Source organism: Streptomyces anulatus, from assembly GCF_000721175.1.
Lineage (GTDB): Bacteria > Actinomycetota > Actinomycetes > Streptomycetales > Streptomycetaceae > Streptomyces > Streptomyces anulatus_C.
Map to the genome: position 1 here is coordinate 71,649 of NZ_JOEZ01000004.1, position 17,945 is coordinate 89,593.

17 protein-coding genes are annotated in these 17,945 nt (G+C 71.2%); 9 read left to right on the forward strand and 8 right to left on the reverse strand.

All coding sequences use genetic code 11. From position 1 onward, the window contains the following. Positions 1 to 5 precede the first annotated feature (5 nt). The 8 genes from IG90_RS0105620 to IG90_RS0105655 form a co-directional block, all read right to left on the reverse strand. Complete coding sequence (locus IG90_RS0105620; RefSeq protein ID WP_030578458.1) at positions 6 to 1,391, reverse strand: MFS transporter; 1,386 nt, start codon at positions 1,389 to 1,391, stop codon at positions 6 to 8. Beyond that, positions 1,375 to 2,412, reverse strand: a complete 1,038-nt coding sequence (locus IG90_RS0105625) for a phosphotransferase enzyme family protein (protein WP_233435912.1) — start codon at positions 2,410 to 2,412, stop codon at positions 1,375 to 1,377. The genes IG90_RS0105620 and IG90_RS0105625 overlap by 17 nt, the downstream gene beginning before the upstream one ends. Then, a complete protein-coding gene (locus tag IG90_RS0105630) occupies positions 2,409 to 2,954 on the reverse strand; it encodes an HIT family protein (RefSeq protein WP_233435913.1) in 546 nt (181 codons plus the stop codon). Before IG90_RS0105630 ends, IG90_RS0105625 begins: the two co-directional genes overlap by 4 nt. After that, a complete protein-coding gene (locus tag IG90_RS0105635; RefSeq protein ID WP_030578466.1) occupies positions 2,951 to 4,885 on the reverse strand; it encodes an ATP-binding cassette domain-containing protein in 1,935 nt (644 codons plus the stop codon). Before IG90_RS0105635 ends, IG90_RS0105630 begins: the two co-directional genes overlap by 4 nt. 255 nt (positions 4,886 to 5,140) lie before the next feature. Further along, entirely contained in the window at positions 5,141 to 5,980 is an 840-nt protein-coding gene (locus tag IG90_RS0105640; protein WP_233435914.1) for an endonuclease/exonuclease/phosphatase, read from the reverse strand. 223 nt (positions 5,981 to 6,203) lie between these two features. Then, complete coding sequence (locus tag IG90_RS0105645; protein WP_030578472.1) at positions 6,204 to 7,331, reverse strand: DNA alkylation repair protein; 1,128 nt, start codon at positions 7,329 to 7,331, stop codon at positions 6,204 to 6,206. 82 nt (positions 7,332 to 7,413) lie between these two features. Further along, positions 7,414 to 8,256: a TauD/TfdA dioxygenase family protein gene (locus tag IG90_RS0105650; protein WP_030578474.1), complete on the reverse strand. Its 843-nt coding sequence runs from the start codon at positions 8,254 to 8,256 to the stop codon at positions 7,414 to 7,416. 29 nt (positions 8,257 to 8,285) lie between these two features. Next, positions 8,286 to 9,164 (reverse strand): amino acid--tRNA ligase-related protein, encoded by an 879-nt coding sequence (locus IG90_RS0105655; RefSeq protein ID WP_030578477.1) that lies wholly within the window; start codon positions 9,162 to 9,164, stop codon positions 8,286 to 8,288. Positions 9,165 to 9,666: 502 nt separating this feature from the next. On the opposite strand from IG90_RS0105655, the gene IG90_RS0105660 reads away from it, so the two are divergent. From IG90_RS0105660 to IG90_RS0105700, 9 genes are all read left to right on the forward strand, one after another. Beyond that, complete coding sequence (locus tag IG90_RS0105660) at positions 9,667 to 9,945, forward strand: hypothetical protein (RefSeq protein ID WP_030578480.1); 279 nt, start codon at positions 9,667 to 9,669, stop codon at positions 9,943 to 9,945. A 133-nt stretch (positions 9,946 to 10,078) separates the two neighbouring features. After that, positions 10,079 to 11,125, forward strand: a complete 1,047-nt coding sequence (locus IG90_RS0105665) for a fatty acid desaturase family protein (protein ID WP_030578483.1) — start codon at positions 10,079 to 10,081, stop codon at positions 11,123 to 11,125. A gap of 111 nt (positions 11,126 to 11,236) precedes the next feature. Continuing rightward, positions 11,237 to 12,382, forward strand: coding sequence for an inosamine-phosphate amidinotransferase (locus tag IG90_RS0105670; RefSeq protein WP_030379259.1), 1,146 nt, complete (start codon positions 11,237 to 11,239; stop codon positions 12,380 to 12,382). A gap of 50 nt (positions 12,383 to 12,432) precedes the next feature. Further along, on the forward strand, positions 12,433 to 13,758 hold the full coding sequence (locus tag IG90_RS0105675; protein WP_030578484.1) for a JmjC domain-containing protein: 1,326 nt from the start codon (positions 12,433 to 12,435) through the stop codon (positions 13,756 to 13,758). Further along, a complete protein-coding gene (locus IG90_RS0105680) occupies positions 13,755 to 14,585 on the forward strand; it encodes a DUF3865 domain-containing protein (RefSeq protein ID WP_030578486.1) in 831 nt (276 codons plus the stop codon). The genes IG90_RS0105675 and IG90_RS0105680 overlap by 4 nt, the downstream gene beginning before the upstream one ends. Further along, positions 14,585 to 15,019: a GFA family protein gene (locus IG90_RS0105685; protein ID WP_030578488.1), complete on the forward strand. Its 435-nt coding sequence runs from the start codon at positions 14,585 to 14,587 to the stop codon at positions 15,017 to 15,019. Before IG90_RS0105680 ends, IG90_RS0105685 begins: the two co-directional genes overlap by 1 nt. A 131-nt stretch (positions 15,020 to 15,150) precedes the next feature. After that, on the forward strand, positions 15,151 to 16,017 hold the full coding sequence (locus IG90_RS0105690; RefSeq protein ID WP_030578490.1) for a dimethylarginine dimethylaminohydrolase family protein: 867 nt from the start codon (positions 15,151 to 15,153) through the stop codon (positions 16,015 to 16,017). Between the two features lie 73 nt (positions 16,018 to 16,090). After that, complete coding sequence (locus tag IG90_RS0105695; RefSeq protein WP_030578492.1) at positions 16,091 to 17,365, forward strand: cation:proton antiporter; 1,275 nt, start codon at positions 16,091 to 16,093, stop codon at positions 17,363 to 17,365. Further along, entirely contained in the window at positions 17,362 to 17,922 is a 561-nt protein-coding gene (locus tag IG90_RS0105700) for a nitroreductase family protein (RefSeq protein ID WP_030578494.1), read from the forward strand. The genes IG90_RS0105695 and IG90_RS0105700 overlap by 4 nt, the downstream gene beginning before the upstream one ends. Positions 17,923 to 17,945 lie beyond the last annotated feature (23 nt).

The window sequence follows — 17,945 nt, forward strand, 5'->3', positions numbered from 1 at the left end:
GATGCTCACGGGCCACCTTCCAAGGAGCGGTCGTGCCGCACATCCACGGCGACTGCGGGATGGGGGACGGTCGGCCCCGACGGCGTCGGAGGTGTGACGGCCTCGGCTGAAGGGGAAGCCACGTCGGGCGAGCTGGGCATGTCCAGCAGACTGCGCAGCGGGGAGCGGTAGAGGACCACGAGGGGGACGAGGAGGAGGCAGGCGCCGGCGACCAGGGTGGGGCGCACGCCGATCCAGGTGCCGAGCCCGCCAGCGAGGAGCGCGGCTACGGGCCGTGCACCGGAGGTGAGCCAGGTACTCACGGCCTGCATCCGGGCCTGCATGCCGTCGGCGGTGACGACCTGGCGAATGGTGCGCTGGGTCGTCCCCGCGGCCGCGGCACAGGTCAGCTGAAGAAACAGCGCACCACCGATGGTGAACTGCCAGACCAGGCCCGGGGAGGCGAGGAGCAGCGGGATCTGGGTGAGCGGGGTGATCGCGAGGGCGGCGAGCATCATCGGCCCGGGCCCGTACCGCGCCGCGAGCGAGGGGGCGGCCAGAGCGCCGGCCGCCGCGCCCAGGGCTCCGATGCCCAGGACCACGCCGAAGGCGGTCGCGCCCATGGCGAGGGACCGGAGCAGGTACAGCGCCCACAAGGTATTGAGGAGCGCCAGGGCGAACGACGTCGTCGCGTTGACGAGGGTCAGGGTGCGCAGCCGGTGGTCGCCGTTCACGTAGCGCAGGCCCTCACCGATCTCGGTGTGCAGCCGGCGGCCTTCCGCTGCCGGCCGGGGGCTTTCGGGGGCCTGGATGCGGGCGGTGCACCAGGCGCTGATGAGGTAGGACAGGACGTCCCCGAGAAGCGCCCGGGCCGGGCCGAGGAGCGCGGTCAGGGCGGCGCCGAGGTTGCTGCCCGCGGTGGCGGCGACGGCGAAGAGGCTGCCGATGCGGCTGTTGCTCCGCTGGAGCAGGGACCGGTCGACCAGGCTGGGCAGGAGACTGATCGCGGCGGCATCGTGCAGCACCCCCGCCGCGCCTTGCACGGCCGCGACCACCATCAGCTGGGTCAGGGACAGCCGGTCCAGCGCGGCCGCCACTGGCACGCTGGCCAGCGCGGCGGCGCTGACCAGGTCGCCGGTGATCATCTGCTTCCGTTTGGAGTGGCGGTCGGCGAGGGCCCCGGCGTGCAAGGCCAGCAGTGCGGGCGGCAGTTGGCCCAGGAACGTCAGCCAGGCGACTTCGGCGGTGGTGGCGTCCAGGTCGAGGACCGCCAGTACGGGGATCACCATGCTGCTGATCGAGCTGCCGGTCACGCTGGCTGCCTGCCCGGTCAGGTAGCGGCGGAAGTTGCGGTGCCGCCACAACGACGGCCGGGTGCCGGGAGAGGAGGAGGGGTCAGTGGAGGAGGTCATGGAGCACCTCCTCGGCTTCCGGCAGGCGCTCGCACAGCTCGGCCATGGCCGCCTGCCGGTTGCGCCCGTACGCTTCGAGTTCGGGGGTGACGGCGGCCGGGTCGTCGACGGCCTCGGACAGGGGATACACCGAGCAGGCCAGGTATCCGGCGGCAAGGCGGGGCACGGCGAGGAGTTCTTCGGCCGGCAGCGCTGGGTTGGCTGCCCGGTAGGCAGCGACAGCTTCGGCGAGGCCGGTGGGCCACTGCGGCTCTGCAAGAACCGTGCGTGGGTCCAGGACGATCCGCCCGAGCTCCCAGGCGGGGCTGCGGTGACCGGGCGGCCGGAAGTCGATCAATGCCGCCACCTGCTGTCCGCGCAGGAGCAGGTTGGGCGAGGCCAGGTCGCCGTGGACGGTCTGCACCGTCAACGTCGTCGGCAGTCCTTTGACCATGGCGGCCACGGCAGGCAGCGCGTCGAGCCGCCGGGCGGCGGTCTCCCGTGCCCAGGCGGGAAATCCCGAGGTGGGCGGCCTCTTGGCGAAGAGGGCGAGCAGCCGGTCAAGGCGCTGCCGGGCCCGTTTCATGTCGCAGACTTCCCGGGCGGGCACGCGGCGCGGAGGTCCGGCCGGGTGCCGGGCCAGGGTCCGGTGAAGGCGTCCGACGGTCTCGCCCACCGCGGCCCACCGGTCGCCGGACAGGCCGCCCTCTGCTGTCTCCGTGTCCTCGACGTACGCCGCGACCGACACCGCCATGCCGTCGGCGGCCGCGATGAGGTCACCTTCCAGGGTCTTGCGCACTACCGGCACCGGGATCCGGCCGAGCCGCGCGAACTCGCCGAGCTCGAGCGCCCGGCGCTCCGCGTCCAGATCGGTGCCGGCCGGGTAGGCCTTCACGAACCACCGGGCTCCGTCGCTGTCCCGGGCCACGTAGTTGCGGGTGGCGGTCCCCGCGGGACCTTCGCCGACCGCGGTTGGGACGATCCGGTAGAACAGCGTCAGGATCCCTGCCACGACCATCACGTCCGACTCTGCGCCGTTCATCGCCGAACCCCCGGCCGGCCGGAGGGAGGCAGCAGCTGGCGCAGTGCTCGGGCATCCGCCTGCAGCTGCTCCTCGTCCTGCCGTCCGCGATCGAGCACGTCGAAGGGCAGCGGGCCGCCCGGAGCCGGGTCCGTTCCGGCTTCCCGCCGGGGAACGCAGTGCCAGTGGGCGTGCGGGATCTGGTTCCCCAGCAGCAGGTAGTTCATCTTCAGCGGCTCGTAGAGCGCCTCCACCGCGCGGCCCAGGGCGAGGACGTCGCGCCAGAACGCGGCCGCCTCTCCCTCGTCCAGCTCGGTGGGCTCGGCGACATGACGGCCGGTGTAGATCACGACGGCATACCCGCGGACCTGGCCGCTGCGCCACAGGTAGGCGTTGCTGACCTCACCGCGCCGTACGAGCAGGCCCCAGCCGATGTCGTCGGCGTCGAAGTCGTTTCGGCACATCGGGCAGCCGGCGCCGATCCGGTGCGCGGTGAAGTCCGCCGGCCAGGCGCTGCCGACTGGTGAGTGCGCGGAGTGGGACTGAGGGGGGTCGGGGATCATGCTGCCTCGCCGGTGGTGCGCTGCTGCAGTTCCCACAGGGAGCGGAACAGCCCCGGCTCGCGGGTGAGTTCTTCGTAGGAGCCTTCCTGGACGATGCGTCCCTGGTCGAGAACGATGATCTTGTCCGCGATGGCGACGTTGGCGAGCCGGTGGGTGATCAGCAGGATCGCCCGGTCCTTGGCCAGGTCGCGCAGCCCGGTGAAGATGCGGTGCTCGGCTCGCGCGTCGAGCGCAGCGGTGGGCTCGTCCATGACCAGCAGAGCCGCCTGCCGGTGAAATGCCCTGGTGAGCACGACGCGCTGCCACTGGCCTCCGGACAGCTGCTGGCCGCCGAACCACTCGGACGTCAGCAGGGTGTCCAGACCGGACCGCAGATGGGGCAGCATGTCCGTCGCCCCGGAGGCCTCGCACGCGGCGAGCACCGCGGCGTCTGTGGTGTCCCCCTGCCCGAACGTGATGTTGTCCCGCATGCTCAAGGGCAGGTAGGTGTACTTCTGCGGCACCAGGGCGACATGCTTCCACGCCTCCCACGGGTCCATCTCGGTCGTAGCCGCGTGGTCCCAGGCCACCTCGCCTGCCGTGGGCAGCAGCAGACCGCAGATCAGCCGCGACAGGGTCGACTTGCCCGACCCGTTCTCACCGACCAGCGCAATGATCTCCCCGCGCCGCACCTGGAGGGAGACGCCGCTGAGACTGTCCTTCGGGGCGCCGTCGTACCGGTAGGTGACGTTGCGGACCTCGAACCGCTCCGGCGGAGTGGACAGCGTCTTGGTACCGCGGGAAGCGGTCATGGCCTGCCCGTGGGCGTTGTCGAGGAAGTTCTGCCAGTCCTGCACGTACCAGCCGGTGCGCACCAGTCGGGCCCCGCCGTTGATGATGCCGCGCACGGAACCGGTCGCCGTCTGCAGTGCGAAGACCGCCCCGCCTCCTGCCGCGAGGCTCATGCGCCCGGAGGCGAGGAGCCACAGCAGCGCTGCCCACACTGCGGTCGCCGCCACTCCACCGGCAACCGCACCGGCCAGTCCCATCCACGCGCCGGTGTTCGCGGCCTTGCGCTCCGCGGCGTTGACCGAGGCGGCAAGGCGCCGGTACCGGGCGGTGAGGAAGGGCCCGGCCAGGCAGGCTCGCATCTCCTCGCTGGACTCCATGTACGCCATGTGCCAGCGCAGCTTGTGCAGCATGCGGCGGCGTCCAGAGGTCTCCAGGCCCGCCAGGTACACCACCCGGGCGGCCCGTACGTACGCGGCGGCCTGTGGCAGGCAGGCCAGGAGGAGCAGAGGAAGGAGCACGGGGTGCAGCACGGCGAGAACGGTCGCACCGGCGGCGAGCGTAGCCGTGGCCGCCAACACGTCCTGCGCCTCGTCCACCAGGTCCGGAGTGACCTGGGCGCCGCGGTCGGCGATGTCGTAGAAGTCGTTGTAGCCGGGCTTGTTGTTCGCCGCCAACTCCGCGCCGAGCGCGGCCTCGATCATCGTCAGCTCCGCCGCCCGGGCCAGCACCGGCCGCAGCCGCCCGGTCAGCCACGTCACCGTGATCCCCAGCAGCGCCCGCAGCCCGGTGGCCGCGGCGACGACCGCCAGCTGGGGCGCCGCCTCCCACAGGCGTTCGGTGATGTCGCCCGACGAGATCAGCGCGGTGATCGACCCAGTGACGGCGAGCAGCCCCAGCGCGGCAAGCACGCCGGTGCCGATCTGGCACGCGAGCAGTCCGGCCGTGGCACCCCGGTCCACCTGCCAGGCCATCTTCAGTGACCGCAGAACCAGTGCCGGCAGCCGTCGCGCCATGGTGCCGGTAGTCAGTTGCGCCCCAGCCTGATGCCTCGATTCGTCCCGGTACAGGAACTCCTCGTCCTGGGCTCTGCTCGTCTCGTCCGGAGCACCCGCCTCTGGTGCGCCGGTATCCGGCTGATCCTGTGTGCTGGCCGAGGTCAACGTGGCCCCCTGACGGTCGCTGCGGCTGGGTCGTGAAGCTCAACGACCCGACATGGATTTCGAACACCTGTGTTTCAGTCGAGCTGGGAACCCCGGAATTGAGCGCGCGGCGGAGGCTGCGGGATGCACCGACCCTTGGGGTCTACGGGTGCAGATGCTTCATGCAGTTGGCCGAAACGCCGAGGTTCGTGTCGGGGCCCGTACGTCGAGAGGTCCGGCAGGACAGCGGATGTTCGGCCGGTTCACCCGGCGGGGTCACATGCGGGAGATGTCGAGGGTGACGATGACCGGGAGGTGATTGCTCAGCTGCTGGGTGACGGTGTCGTCGAGTACCTCGTAGGAGTGCAGCGCCGGGGCGAGCGTGGGGGAGAGCAGGACATGGTCGGCTCGGTGGTCCCACTTCTGCTCCGGACACAGGTGGCCCGCGGTGCGTGGGATGGGCTGATCGAGGTGGACGGGCGGGTCGACGAAGCCGGCGTGCATGAGCGCGCGGATCGCCCGGCGGTCTGTGCCGCCGTATGAGCCGTCGGGCAGCATGAGGCGGTGCCCGGAGTGCTGGTGCGCCGGGATCAGATCCCAGTCCTCCGGCTCTTCGTCGTCGGCGCCGGGGGTGTTGAGATCTCCGGCCAGCAGGGTGCGTGCGCCGGCGTGCTCGGTCAGCCACTGGACTTCTGCCAGCCGGTCCTGAGGGCTGAACGGGTCAAGGTGGGTGTGAAGGAGCAGGACCGGCTCCCGGACCCCGGTGATGCGCAACCGGGCTCGCAGGACGGTGTGGTGGAAGTTGCCGCACGCACCGTCGGGGGAGAACCCCAGACACGGCACCCGCGGCCACCGGTAGTACGTGACGAGGTGGCATCCGTGACTGCGCGACCGTGCGAGCAGCGGCTGCATCCCCAGCCGTTCCGCGGTTGCGTATACGCGTTCGGAGTCCTTCTGGTCCCAGTGCTTGGCCTCCTGGAGGTTCAGCACGTCCAGGTTCAGGCCGCCCAGCAGGCCGACCTGGTCCGTCCAGCGCTCCTGGCCGCCGTTGAGGAGGTTGTAGCTGCCCACACGCAGCTGCCGGTCCGCCGGTAAGAGGAGTGGCGAGTCAGTCATACGGCTGGTATCACTTTCGCGTAGTTGGATCATGCAGACGTCTTCCAGGGCCGGCGAACGCAGGCGAGGGGCGCCGGGTAGTTAGGCCGGCTAGTTCTCTTCGCCATCCGCGTTCTTGCCGGGCGTGCGGTCGTCGTGCGCGCATGGCTGGGGTGGCAGCGGCGCGGAGGGCGCTGCCTTGAGCAGGGAGGGTCTGGGTCGGCCGGGCCGGGGAGGGGAGTGGTCAGGGAGTGAGGACGGTGAAGGCGGCCGCGGGGAATCGGCGCCCGTTGACCTGGAGGGCGATCGAGTAGGCGCCGGGTGTCAGCTTCGCGGTGGCCGTCGACCGCAGCACGTGGTCCTTCGTGAGCTGGAGTTCGCTGTGGGGCTCGGCGGTGGCACGCAGCAGGAGGTACACCTTCTCGCGCGGCTTGCCGGTCGGTGTCGTTGACGAGACCACGAACATCACGTGCACGGGGGCGGCCGCCGTGGTGGTCAGCGTGGCGGAGAAGCTGAGCGTGTCGCCGTCGGCGAGCTCGGTGCGCTCCAGAGTGAGGGGCGACAGGTCGATCGGTGCGTCGTGGGCGTAGCCGAGGAAGGCGTACGCAGCCGGCCAGCCCTTCTTCAGCCTGCTCCGCAGGGCCTGCCGGGCGATGAAGGCGAAGTGCTTGTCGGCAGTGCGACCGGAGTCTTTCCAGCGCTGAAGGGTGGTAAGCACCAGGTCCGGCTGCGTATCGGACAGGTCGTGGAGGTGGTTGGCGACCGACGTGCGGACGTAGGTGCTGGAGTCGCTGTAGAGCTGTTCGAGTACGGGCAGTGCCGCGTCAGCCGGCAGGGAGATGCGCGGGGCGCAGGGCAGCAGCGGACGGGTGGCTTCGCTTGCGAGCCGGCGGGTCCGGTAGTCCTCGTCGCGGGCCCAGGTGTCGACCGCCTTCATCGTCTCCTCGGGAAAGTCGTTGAGGAAGTGCCGCGCGGCGACCTCTGCCGAGAAGTACCGGGTGAGGCGCGCGAGAGCGGCCAGGGCCTGGTCCAGGTACTCGCCGGTGCGAAGGTAGCGCGCCACGAAATGGGAGTGGGGCGAGTAGGTGTGCAGGCCGAAGTCGTTCGGCACGCCGGCCGCTTCCGCGGTCGGCGGCAGAGAGCGCAGCAGCACGTCGAGGGCCTGGGAGCCGGTGACCGGAAGGTAGGTGTGCAGGCCCTCGCTGGTCCGGGCGATCCGGGCGCCCAGCTCGAGCCGGGGAATGTCCGCCATCACCGACGTCACGAACGCGTCGGCGTCGAACTCGGGGCATACGGCGCGGACTTCACGGCCGATGCGGGCGATGCGCTCGGCGTTGAGAGCAGTCTCTTTCAGGGGAACCTTCGCGGTCATGGGCACACCCTAGGGCCGGCTACGGGGGCAACCTCGTGTTCTCGCCGCAGGTCATCCGGCGGTGTGAACGCGAGGGCTTTCGCTATCGGACGGCGGCGCGGTACAGCAGCCGGCGGTGGCGGGAGCTGTCGCAGGGGGAGGCGGTGTGGAGGGTGGCGAGGTTGTCCCACACGACCAGGTCACCCTGCTTCCAACGGTGGCTGTAGACGTAGGGCGCGCTCGTCGTGTGCTCCAGCAGTTCCTCCAGAAGCGTGCGGCTCTCCTGCTCGGCGAGCGTGGTGATGCCGCTGATCACCATGGAGCCGAGCAGCAGGGAGCGGGCGCCGGTTACGGGGTGGGTCAGGACGAGCGGGTGGATGACCTCCGGGCTCGCGGCCAGGCTCCCGGCCGCGATCGACGACTGACCTCCGCTGGCCTGGCTCTGGAGCTCGCCGAGCTGCTCGATGGAGTGCACCGCGCGCATCCCCTCGATCCGCTGTTGCACCGCCGGGGGAAGGCCGGCGTAGGCGCGGGTCGCGTCGGCGAAGCGGGTCTCGCCGCCGCGTTGAGGGGTGATGACCGAGTAGAGCATCGTCGCCGAGGTGAGCTGGGGCTTGAAGCTGTTGTCGGCGTGCCACTCCTCCTCGTTGTCCCCGTCGTAGACGCCGATGTGCTTGCCGTCCTCGACGATGTTGCTGATAACGGTCAGGCCCGGGAAGCCCCCGACTGCGTACCGGCGGTCGACGCTGGTGTCCACCGTCCCGAAACAGGAGGCGACGGTCAGCAGGTCGGCGTGGGTCAGGTGCTGGCCGGGCACAATCAGCAGCCGGTGCTGATGCAGGGCCGCCGCCAGCTGGGGCGCGAGGCTCTCGGCGTGGATGGCGAGGTTGGCGTCGACGATGGCGCCGAAGCCGTTCTCGTCGAGCGGGCGCAGCGACAGGTCCATCGCTACTCCTTCCGGACTGTGACCTGGGGTCAGAACTGGAGCGAGGGCTGGAAGACGCTGATGTCCTTGACGCCGGAGGCTGCCATGCACAGCCGCTCGATGCCGATGCCGAGTCCGACGCTGGTGGCCGGCACACGTCCCGAGTCGATCGCCTCCCTGGCCAGGGCCTGCTCGTCGTCGTACAGGTCCACCGCGCGGGCCCGGTCGATGAGCGCGGCTCCGTCGGGCTCGTCCTCGTAGCCGTGGACGACCTCGATGCCGTCGACCAGGACCTCGAAGCGGTTGAGGACGGCCGTCGTGCCGGGTGCCAGTCGGGCGCACGGCTCGTCCCCGCCGACCGGGTACTCGGTCAGGAACAGCGCGGCGCCGGTGCTCTGGACCTCCACCTCGCGTTCCACGTACTGCCCGAGCACTGTCTTGAACGGCACGTCCGCGCTCATGCCCAGGTGGGCGGCCATTTGGGCGGGCAGGTCCCCGAGGGGCTCGCGGCGCAGGTCGATGCCGAACTGGTCGCGGACGTGGCCGGCGACGGACACGCGCTGCAGGGCGTACGGGAGGTGCGGGCCGATCAGCCTCTCGGCGAGCGTCAGGAGGAAGTCGAAGTCCTCACCGGCGGCGTAGAGGTCGAGCATCTGGAACTCGGGCGCGTGCAGCTCGTCGGGCTTCTCGGGCCGGAAGCACGCACCGATCTCGAAGATGCGCCGGTGGTGCTCCAGGTTCACGCGCAGGGCCGGGCCGATCATCGCCCGCAGGAACCGTCCGCCGTCGTGGTCCACCGGCAGACGGCGCCCCGGACCGAGGTCGGCTCTGCGCATGGTCGGGGTGGTCACCTCGACGAAGGCCTCGGCGCGGAGGGTGTCCCGCAGGCTGAACAGCAGGTCGGACCTCATGACGACTGGGTTGAGCACGGGTACTCCTCAAGACCGTTGGTTTCGGGCGGAGTTCGCGGGAAGCCGGGCCCCACAGCGAGCTGTCGTTCGGGTCCTCGGCGGGGCCACAAAGTAGCCGCGCCCGCACGAGCAGCAGAAGCCCTCCCGCCTGCCCTCCCGCGTCCAACGGGCCCAAAAAGAGGCCCGTCCAGGGACAGAGTTCAGTGTTCTCGCAGGTCAACCGGGGTGTGCGCGCAACGGTGACGCAACGGTCCCGTGCAACCGACGCAACGGCCAGAGCCGTTGCGACGCTCCTCGGTCGAGTCCTAGCGTGACTGGCCAAGCGCCCGGCGTGACCGCCACGCAGCGCTCCTCCACAGGTGGAGGAGACGTGCTCCGGCGCGACCCCTCCACTGGCGTGCGCCCACACCACGGCGTGCCGAGCCGACGGTTCAGCACCTCACCCGACCGGCGGCCCGGCAGTTCCATAACCCGATCACCCGGACTCGCGGATCACCCGCGACCGAGCAGGGAGAACTCGATGACCGCTTCCGCTGGAATGACCCCGGACATCGGCCTGAAGGCCGGCATGCGGCCGGACGCCGCGGACCTGAAGCTCGGGATGCGCCCCGACGCCACCGTGCTGAAGGCCGGCATGCGGCCGGACGCCGCGGACCTGAAGCTCGGGATGCGCCCCGACGCCGCCGCGCTGAAGGCCGGCATGCGGCCGGACGCCGCGGACCTGAAGCTCGGGATGCGCCCCGACGCCGCCGCGCTGAAGGCCGGCATGCGGCCGGACAGCGCCCTCGTCGCCGCCTGACACGCGGCTGATCCACCCCTTCGTCGTGCTCCGGCGCGCCTGCCCAACGGCAGGTTGCCCGTGCTGCCTGCCCCTCGGGGGGCGTGCCGGAGCCCGGCCTCCTTTCATCCGCACCACGTCGACTGGAGAACTGATGGGCAGCCCCGCCGCCGGCAGGACCCGCAACGGCACCGGAGCCTCCGGCCCTGTGCGCAAGGCCCTCGGGCAGCAGCTCATCGCCGACCTGGAGAAGCTCTGCGGGCGCCCGACCATCGGCCTGTGGGACGTCGTCTGGGACCTCATGGGGATCGCCGCCGCAGCGATAGCGGGCCACCTCATCGGTCACGTCGTCGGCCCTCTGCTCGCCGTCTGCTACATCGGAGTGCGCCAGCGCCACCTGTCCAACCTCGGCCACGAGTGCGTGCACTCCAAGCTCATGGCCACCCGCCGCGCCAACCGGATCGTCGGCTACCTCCTGACCGGCCTGCTCGGCGAAGGCTTCGAGCCCTACCGCAGCAGCCACTACGTCCACCACGCCAAGCTCGGCTCGGACGACGACCCGATGTTCCAGTCCTACCGCGCCGGCAACATCCGCGCCGCGGGCCGAGCGCCCAGCCGCCGCGCCTTCGTCCTACAGGTCATCGTGCGCAACGCCCTGTGGCGGCTGCCGAAGACCGCGGTACAGACCCTGGTCACCCGCGCGCCGGGGGAGACCTGGCGGGCCCTGGCCACCCGGGCCGTGCTGTGGGCCAGCGTCGTCGCCGCGCTGTGGCCCGTGGGCGGCGTGCTCTACCTTCTGCTCTACTGGCTGCTCCCCCTCGTCCTGGTACGGCCCGTCGTCACCTGGATCACCGATCTCGGCAACCACGCCGGGCTGATCGAGAACGATGATGTCCTCCTGCAGACCCGGGGCTGGACCTCCCACTGGCTCACCCGGCACCTGCTCGGCGGCCATCTGGACGACATGTTCCACCCCATCCACCACTGGTGCCCGCAGATCCCCTGGCGGCGCCTGCCCGAGGCCCGCGCCCTTGCCGCGCAGCACCTGCCGCGCTTCGGCGAAGTTCCCTGGTGCTCCGGCTACTTCTTCAGGCGCCGCGCCACCCCGGACCAGCCGTGCGTGATCGAGGACATCATCACCCGGCTCGCCGCTGCCCCCGGCACCGCCTGCACCCCGCCCCGGCACGCCTCAGCCGCCTGACCTCGTCCTCGCCCGACCTCGAACCCCGTACGGCACCGCCCACCCCGGCCTCGCACCCGCGCGCCGCAGGCGAGGGCGCGCCGTCGCCCGCCGCCGAGGAGGCGGCCCACCATGCCACAGCCCGCGCCCACCTCGCCGCCGGCCCTGAACAGCTTCGACGAGTTCACCCGGCTCGACGAAGTCCTCCTCGGCCGCGCCGAGCACTACGACGCCCACCACACCGACACCTCGTGGCGGCTGTTCTTCTACGACAACGTCGCCCCCGTCCTCGGTCAGCACACCAGCCCGTCGGGGGAGGATCTCCTCCCGATCCCCACCCAGCTGGTCGACGAGCTCAACGAGGACATCGCCGGCCTGGCCGAGGCCCTGACCGGATGCGGGGTGAAGGTCCTGCGGCCCGCCGCGCCCGGCAAGGACATCGACATCCGCTCCCCGCACTGGGACGCCAGGGCCACCCCGCCGCTCAACGTCCGCGACCAGACCATCATCCTCGGCAACACCATCGTGGAGACCGCGCCCCACGTCCGCGCCCGCATCTTCGAGAACGACCTGCTCAAGCCCGCCTTCTACCGCTACTACCAGGACGGGGCGAACTGGCTGAGCATGCCGCGCCCGGCCCTGGCCCGCGACTCCCTGGACACCGCCTACTTCACCCGCCAGAACCTGGACGTCCGCCGCGCCACCGACGGCGAGAGCGCCGGCGCGATCGAGGGCCTGGGCCTGGAGATGGTCTTCGACGGCGCGCAGTGCATGCGCCTGGGCCGCGACGTCCTTGTCAACGTCGCCAACCACAACCACGAACTCGCCCTGCGCTGGCTAAGGGACAACATCCGCGACCTGCGGTTCCACCGCCTGGACGCCATGGCCGACAACCACATCGACAGCGTCCTGGTCCCGCTGCGCCCCGGCCTGATGCTGCTGCGCTCCCCGGCCTACCTGAAGTACCTGCCCAAGGCCATGCAGTCCTGGGACGTGATCTACGCCCCCGACACCGACGACAGCAACTTCCCGGACTACAGCGACCTCGGCTTCGTCATCCCCATCGGCAGCCGGTACATGGACATCAACCTGCTGTCCATCGACGAGAACACCGTCGTCGTCAACTCCCTGTACCCCGAGCTGATCGAGGTCCTGGAGCGCCGGGGGTTCACCGTCGTCCCGGTCCGCCACCGCCACCGGCGGCTGTTCGGCGGCGGCTTCCACTGCTTCACCCTCGACACCGTCCGCCGCGGCGGCCCCGAGGACTACCTCAGCTAAGCCCGGCGCCCCCGAACACGGCACTCCGCCCCGACGTCAGGAGATCCTTGATGGACACCGCCTACCCCTGGCCGCCCGACCAGACCCTCTGGACCAGCACCTTCCCCGACCACACCACCGGACGGACCACGCCCTTCCTGTTCAAGGGCATCATCCCCGCCACGGCGGCCGGCCCCGACGACGTCCTGGCAGGGTTCGAGGCCATCCGCCGGGCCCACGCCGCCGGCACCGACATCAAGGCGCACGCCCGCGTCTACGTCGGCGAGGACCGCCGCGACGACCTCCTGCCCCAGGCGCTGACCGCCCCGTCCTGGGACGGAGGCGTGGACGCCTTCGTGCCGTGGATGCAGAACCTCGCCGCCGCCGAGCGGTTCTCCCTGGTCATCAACAACCTGGAGACCGTCAGCCCCGCCCTCGCCGCCGGCCTCGGCACCTTCCTCAAGACCCTCATCGACGGGTGGGGCCTGCCGCTGGGCGGCGCCGAACAGGTCGCCTTCGCCGGGAACTACGCGGGCACCGCCTTCGGGATCCACGAGGGCTACGAGGACGCCTTCCTCGTCCACCTCGGCCCCAACGCCAAGAACTTCTACTGCTGGCCCGCCGAGCAGTACGAGAAGCTCACCGGCGGCAAGGAGCCCACCTACGGCGACTACCGCGCGCTGCTGGAGGAAGCCGAGCACTTCCTGCTGGAGCCGGGCGACGCCCTCTTCCTGCCCCGCCGGGTCTTCCACGTCGGCACCCAGGACACCTTCTCCGTCTCGGTGGCCATGCCGCTGTACACCTACCCGTACGCGCAGATCCTGCAGAGCCGCATCATCCCGGACGTCCTCGCCGACCTGGCCGGTGACGGGCCCGACGACCCGCTCAACGAGCCCTCCGCGATGGCGGACACGGCCGCCGGGCCCGGCGCCGTCGCCGACCGGCTGGCCGGCGTCGGCCGCGAACTGCTGACCGTCGCCGCCGACCGCGTCCGCGGCGCCGCCCGCCGGCACGCCGAGCAGCGGTGGGCCACCCTGCTGAGCAACGGCGGCTGGGAACTCGTCGAGGGCGACCTCTCCCGCCAGGAAGCCGCGGACGCCTTCGACCCCGAGCAGGTCACGCCGGGCGCCAGCATCCGCGTGATCGCCCCCTACCAGGTGACCACCCTGCTCGACGACGACGGCGACTCCCACCAGGTCCTGCTGCGCGGCCACCAGCCGGGGATCGCTCTCGACGGCGCGGGCCTGGACCGGGACACCGTCACCGCCCTCAACCGCGGCGACACCCTCGTCCTGCCCGACAACGCCGAACTCCTGACGGCCGTCCGCGCCCTGGGAGCCACCGGCGGCCTGCACCTGACCCCCCGCCCCTCCGACCTCAAGGACGCCGACGCATGACACCCGACAACAGCCTCGTCCAGGCCTACCTGAAGGCCCACCCCGAGACGCAGAGCGCCGTCAACGGCACCCTGCTGGGCAACTTCACCTCCGGCACCGCCCTGGTCACCGCGCACCTGGCCCCGCTGGTCGACTGGGCGTACGCGCGGATCGCCGAGATGGTGGGTGCCGCCGACCTCAACGAGCGCCAGGCCCGGATGTACATCGAGGAACTTTCGGTGTTCGCCCGCTACAACGCCCAGTACCTCAAGGCGGCCGCCACCGCCGTGGAGGGCTACTGCCCTGAGCTCGCCCACGAGCTGCGCCGCAACCACCTGGAGGAGGGGGGCGAGCGCGGCAAGGTGCCCGCGCACTACGTCCTCTACACCAACGCGCTCCTCTCCGACCTCGGCCTGCTCGTCAACGGCCACGTGCCCGCCCCCGAGACCGAGACGCTGGTCAACCTCCACCAGTGGATGGTCGGCTCGCACATGCCCAGCCACATCGCGGGCGCCTACTACGCCACCGAGGCCGTGGCGATCGCCGAGACCGAGATCCTGCGCGACATCACCAACCGCTACGGCGAGCTGACCATCGGCCGCAGCGGCAGCGAGCTCAAGGCCCTGCACTACTACTACGAACTCCACCTCGACGACGAGCACGAGGCCGCCCAGGTCGGCGGCATGAGCGTCGAGGCCGCCCACATCGAGGGCCTGGCGAGGTTCATCAAGGAGAGTGAAACCTTCCACATCGACCTGCCCCAGGCCCTCGACGGCTGGCTGACGATCACGGAGGGGATGACACACTGGTGGGCTCAACTGGCCCACCGCGCCTCGGAGATGAACTGATGAACGCCACCCCCGACATCGTCGCCGCCGCCCAGGAGCGATCCGGCGGATGCCTGTGCGGAAAGATCCGCTTCACCGTCAAGGGCGAGGCCGTCTATCCGCACACCTGCAGCTGCCCGCACTGCAAGAAGCTCGGCGGCGGACCGATGATGTGGTGGGTCGGCTTCGCTCCCGAGAACGTCACCTGGACAGGCGGCGTCGAGCCGACCTGGTACAGCACGTTCGAGGGCGAGGCTCAGCGCGGCTTCTGCCCGAACTGCGGCAGCCGCCTCGCGGCGATCGACAGCGACGTCCCCGAGCTCGGCATCGTCGTCACCGCCCTGGACGACACCACCGGGGACGACCTCGTGCCCGTCAACCAGTCCTTCCGCGGCGACGCCGTGCACTGGCTGGACCAGGTCCCCGACACCCAGAAGAAGAGCCCCGTCGGCTGACACCCGCGAGACCTCCGGGGGCCAGCAGCCCTGACCCTGCCGGCCCCCGGACCGCACCCTCCTGGGACCGTCTGCGCCCCGTCCGGCTCACCTCCGACGGCCCGTCCCGCACCCCGCCCAGGAGACCCATCGTGCTCACCCCTCACGCCACCAGCGAGTACGGCGCCCTGCGCCACGTCGCCATGCGCTACGCGAGCGACGTCACCCCCGACCTCGACGGTCCCGACGTCCACCCCGTCCTGACCCGCCAGAAGACCACCAGCTCCTGGCAGCCGTACGACCCGGCCACCGTCCGTACCCAGCAGGACACCCTGATCGACCTCCTCCGAAGCCGGGGCACCGAGGTGACCCTCCTCGGCGCCGCGCCGGGCTGCCCGGTCCAGCACTACCCCCGCGACATCGCCTTCGTCATTGACCACCTCCTGGTCGTGGCGCGCCTGAACGCCACGCACCGCCGCCCCGAGGCCGACGCCCTCGCCCCGCTGCTGACCGGCGCCCCGCACGTCGCCCGCCTGGACGAGGGCACCATCGAGGGCGGAGACGTCGCTCTGCACACCGGAACTGTCCTCGTCGGCCTCGGCGAAGAGACGTCCCCCGCGGGTGTGGCGGCACTGCAGCAGGCGCTGTCCCACCACGGCGTCGACCGCGAGGTCCGCCCGGTCCGCTTCGCCACCCGCGGCATCGTCCATCTGGACGACCACTTCACCATCGTCGCGCCCGGCACCGCTCTCATTCACCGCGACGTCTTCCCGCACGCCGAACAGCGCTTTTTCGAGAAGCACTTCGACCTTGTAGACGTCACCGACGCAGAAGCGCGCGCCGTCCAGGCCAACGTCCTGGCGATCGCTCCGGACACCGTGATCGTCATCGCCGGCAGCGACCGCATCGCGGGGCAGCTCGCCGCACGCGGACTCGAGGTCCTCGCCATCGACTACAGCGAGGTCACGCGAATCCCCGGCTCGCTGCGCTGTACCACCCTGCCACTGATCCGCGCCTGATCCACCCCCGGTTCCCGCCCCGCCCGGCCGCCGCGCCGCCCGTGCGGTCTCTCGCCCGACTTCTGGAGCTGTCGTGTCCGACGCGCTGTTGCCCGTGCTTCTCGCCGTCCCGGTCGTGGTCCTCGCCTGCCAGGCCGGCGGGCGGGCTGTCAGGCTGCTCGGACAGCCGCCGGTCATCGGCGAGATCCTGGCCGGAATCCTCCTCGGTCCCTCGCTGCTCGGCTGGCTCGCACCCACCGTCCAGCAGTACCTCCTGCCGCCCTCGGTTCTCCCCGTCACCTCCACCCTGGGCACCCTCGGCCTCCTGGCGTTCCTGTTCCTGATCGGACTGGAACTCGACCTGCGCAGCCTGCGCAGCACCCGCAGCGCTGTCGCTGCGGTCAGCCTGACCGGGCTCCTGCTCCCCATGGCCCTCGGCGCCGCACTGGCCGCCGCCCTCTACCCGCACTTCGCCCCAGACGGCGTCGGGCGGCTGCCGTTCACCCTGTTCGTGGCCGTCGCCCTGAGCATCACCGCCTTCCCGGTCCTCGCACGGATCCTCGCCGACCGCGGCCTGGAGACCACGCCCCTGGGAACCTTTGCCCTGGCCTGCGCCGCCACCGACGACGCCCTCGCCTGGTGTCTGCTCACCGCCGCCATCGCCCTGGCCAGCACCGGCACCGCCCTGTCAGCCCTGGCCACCTTCGCCCTCACTGCCGCCTTCGCCATCGGCCTCACCCTCATACGCCCCCTGCTGCGCACCCTGCTCGAGCGCGCCGGTCGCACCAGCGACGAACTCGTCCTGGCCCTCCTCTTCGCCGGGCTGTGCCTCAGCGCCTACACCACCGACCAGATCGGCGTGCACCCCGCTTTCGGCGCGTTCCTGTTCGGCGCCGCCGCCCCACGCGGCCTGCCGGCCGTCGAGCGCAGCGCCGCGCGCATCCGCGCTGTCGTCCTGCCGCTCCTGCTGCCGCTGTTCTTCGTCGACGCCGGCCTGCACACCGACTTCTCCGCCCTGCCCGCCGGACAGTGGGGCTGGGGCGCGGCCATCCTCGCCGTCGCCGTGGTCGGCAAATGGGGCGGCGCTGCCGGCGCCGCCAGGCTCACCGGCTCCGACTGGCGCTGGTCGGCCGCCGTCGGCACGCTCATGAACTGCCGCGGCCTGACCGAACTCGTCGTCCTGGGTATCGGCCTGCAGACCGGCGTCATCACCGAGCCTCTGTTCACCCTCTTGGTGATCATGACCGTCATCACCACCGCGGCAACCGGCCCGATCCTCCGCCGCGTGGCCGGTGACGATCCGCGGATGACCCCGCCAGCACCGCATGACGATCCCGAGCGCGCCCCGGCCCGAATGGCGATCCGATGACCCGCTCCCCGAACCCGGTCCTGGATGCGGTCCTCACCCGGCGCAGCGCGCCCCGCCTGACCGAGCCCGCCCCCAGCCCCGCCGATCTGGAGCGCCTCATCCAGGCTGCGGCCACCGCACCCGACCACGGGCGGCTTCGCCCCTGGCGGCTGGTCGCAGTAAGCGGCGACGAGCGGGGCCAGCTCGGCGACGCGCTCGCAGAAGCCGCCGCCACACCGGAACAAGCCCGCCGCGCCGCTGGCAAGCCCATGCGTGCGCCCCTGCTCCTGACGATCGTGCACCGGCCCATGCCCAACCACCCGAAGATCCCCGAGTGGGAGCAACTGGCCGCCACCACTGGCATGGTCACCACCTTGTCGCTCCTCCTGCACAGCCACGGCTTCGCGTCGATCTGGCGCACAGGCGGCGCCGTCCAGGCGCCCCAGGTCCGCAAGTACCTCGGCATCGACGACGATGAACAGCTCCTGGGCTGGCTGTACGTCGGGACGCGGCCGGCGGACGAGGTCATCAAAATGCGCGCACCGTGCGACGTCCGCGGCAAGATGGCCTGGTCTTGAGGCGGCTGAGCCCGCCGACTCGT

Coding starts and splice junctions, on each gene's coding strand:
- IG90_RS0105660 (WP_030578480.1), top strand. CDS start 9,667: ATGACCGCTTCCGCTGGAATGACCCCGGACATCGGCCTGAAGGCCGGC.
- IG90_RS0105670 (WP_030379259.1), top strand. CDS start 11,237: ATGCCACAGCCCGCGCCCACCTCGCCGCCGGCCCTGAACAGCTTCGAC.
- IG90_RS0105680 (WP_030578486.1), top strand. CDS start 13,755: ATGACACCCGACAACAGCCTCGTCCAGGCCTACCTGAAGGCCCACCCC.
- IG90_RS0105625 (WP_233435912.1), bottom strand. CDS start 2,412: ATGAACGGCGCAGAGTCGGACGTGATGGTCGTGGCAGGGATCCTGACG.
- IG90_RS0105665 (WP_030578483.1), top strand. CDS start 10,079: ATGGGCAGCCCCGCCGCCGGCAGGACCCGCAACGGCACCGGAGCCTCC.
- IG90_RS0105675 (WP_030578484.1), top strand. CDS start 12,433: ATGGACACCGCCTACCCCTGGCCGCCCGACCAGACCCTCTGGACCAGC.
- IG90_RS0105630 (WP_233435913.1), bottom strand. CDS start 2,954: ATGATCCCCGACCCCCCTCAGTCCCACTCCGCGCACTCACCAGTCGGC.
- IG90_RS0105700 (WP_030578494.1), top strand. CDS start 17,362: ATGACCCGCTCCCCGAACCCGGTCCTGGATGCGGTCCTCACCCGGCGC.
- IG90_RS0105645 (WP_030578472.1), bottom strand. CDS start 7,331: ATGACCGCGAAGGTTCCCCTGAAAGAGACTGCTCTCAACGCCGAGCGC.
- IG90_RS0105620 (WP_030578458.1), bottom strand. CDS start 1,391: ATGACCTCCTCCACTGACCCCTCCTCCTCTCCCGGCACCCGGCCGTCG.
- IG90_RS0105640 (WP_233435914.1), bottom strand. CDS start 5,980: ATGACTGACTCGCCACTCCTCTTACCGGCGGACCGGCAGCTGCGTGTG.
- IG90_RS0105650 (WP_030578474.1), bottom strand. CDS start 8,256: ATGGACCTGTCGCTGCGCCCGCTCGACGAGAACGGCTTCGGCGCCATC.
- IG90_RS0105685 (WP_030578488.1), top strand. CDS start 14,585: ATGAACGCCACCCCCGACATCGTCGCCGCCGCCCAGGAGCGATCCGGC.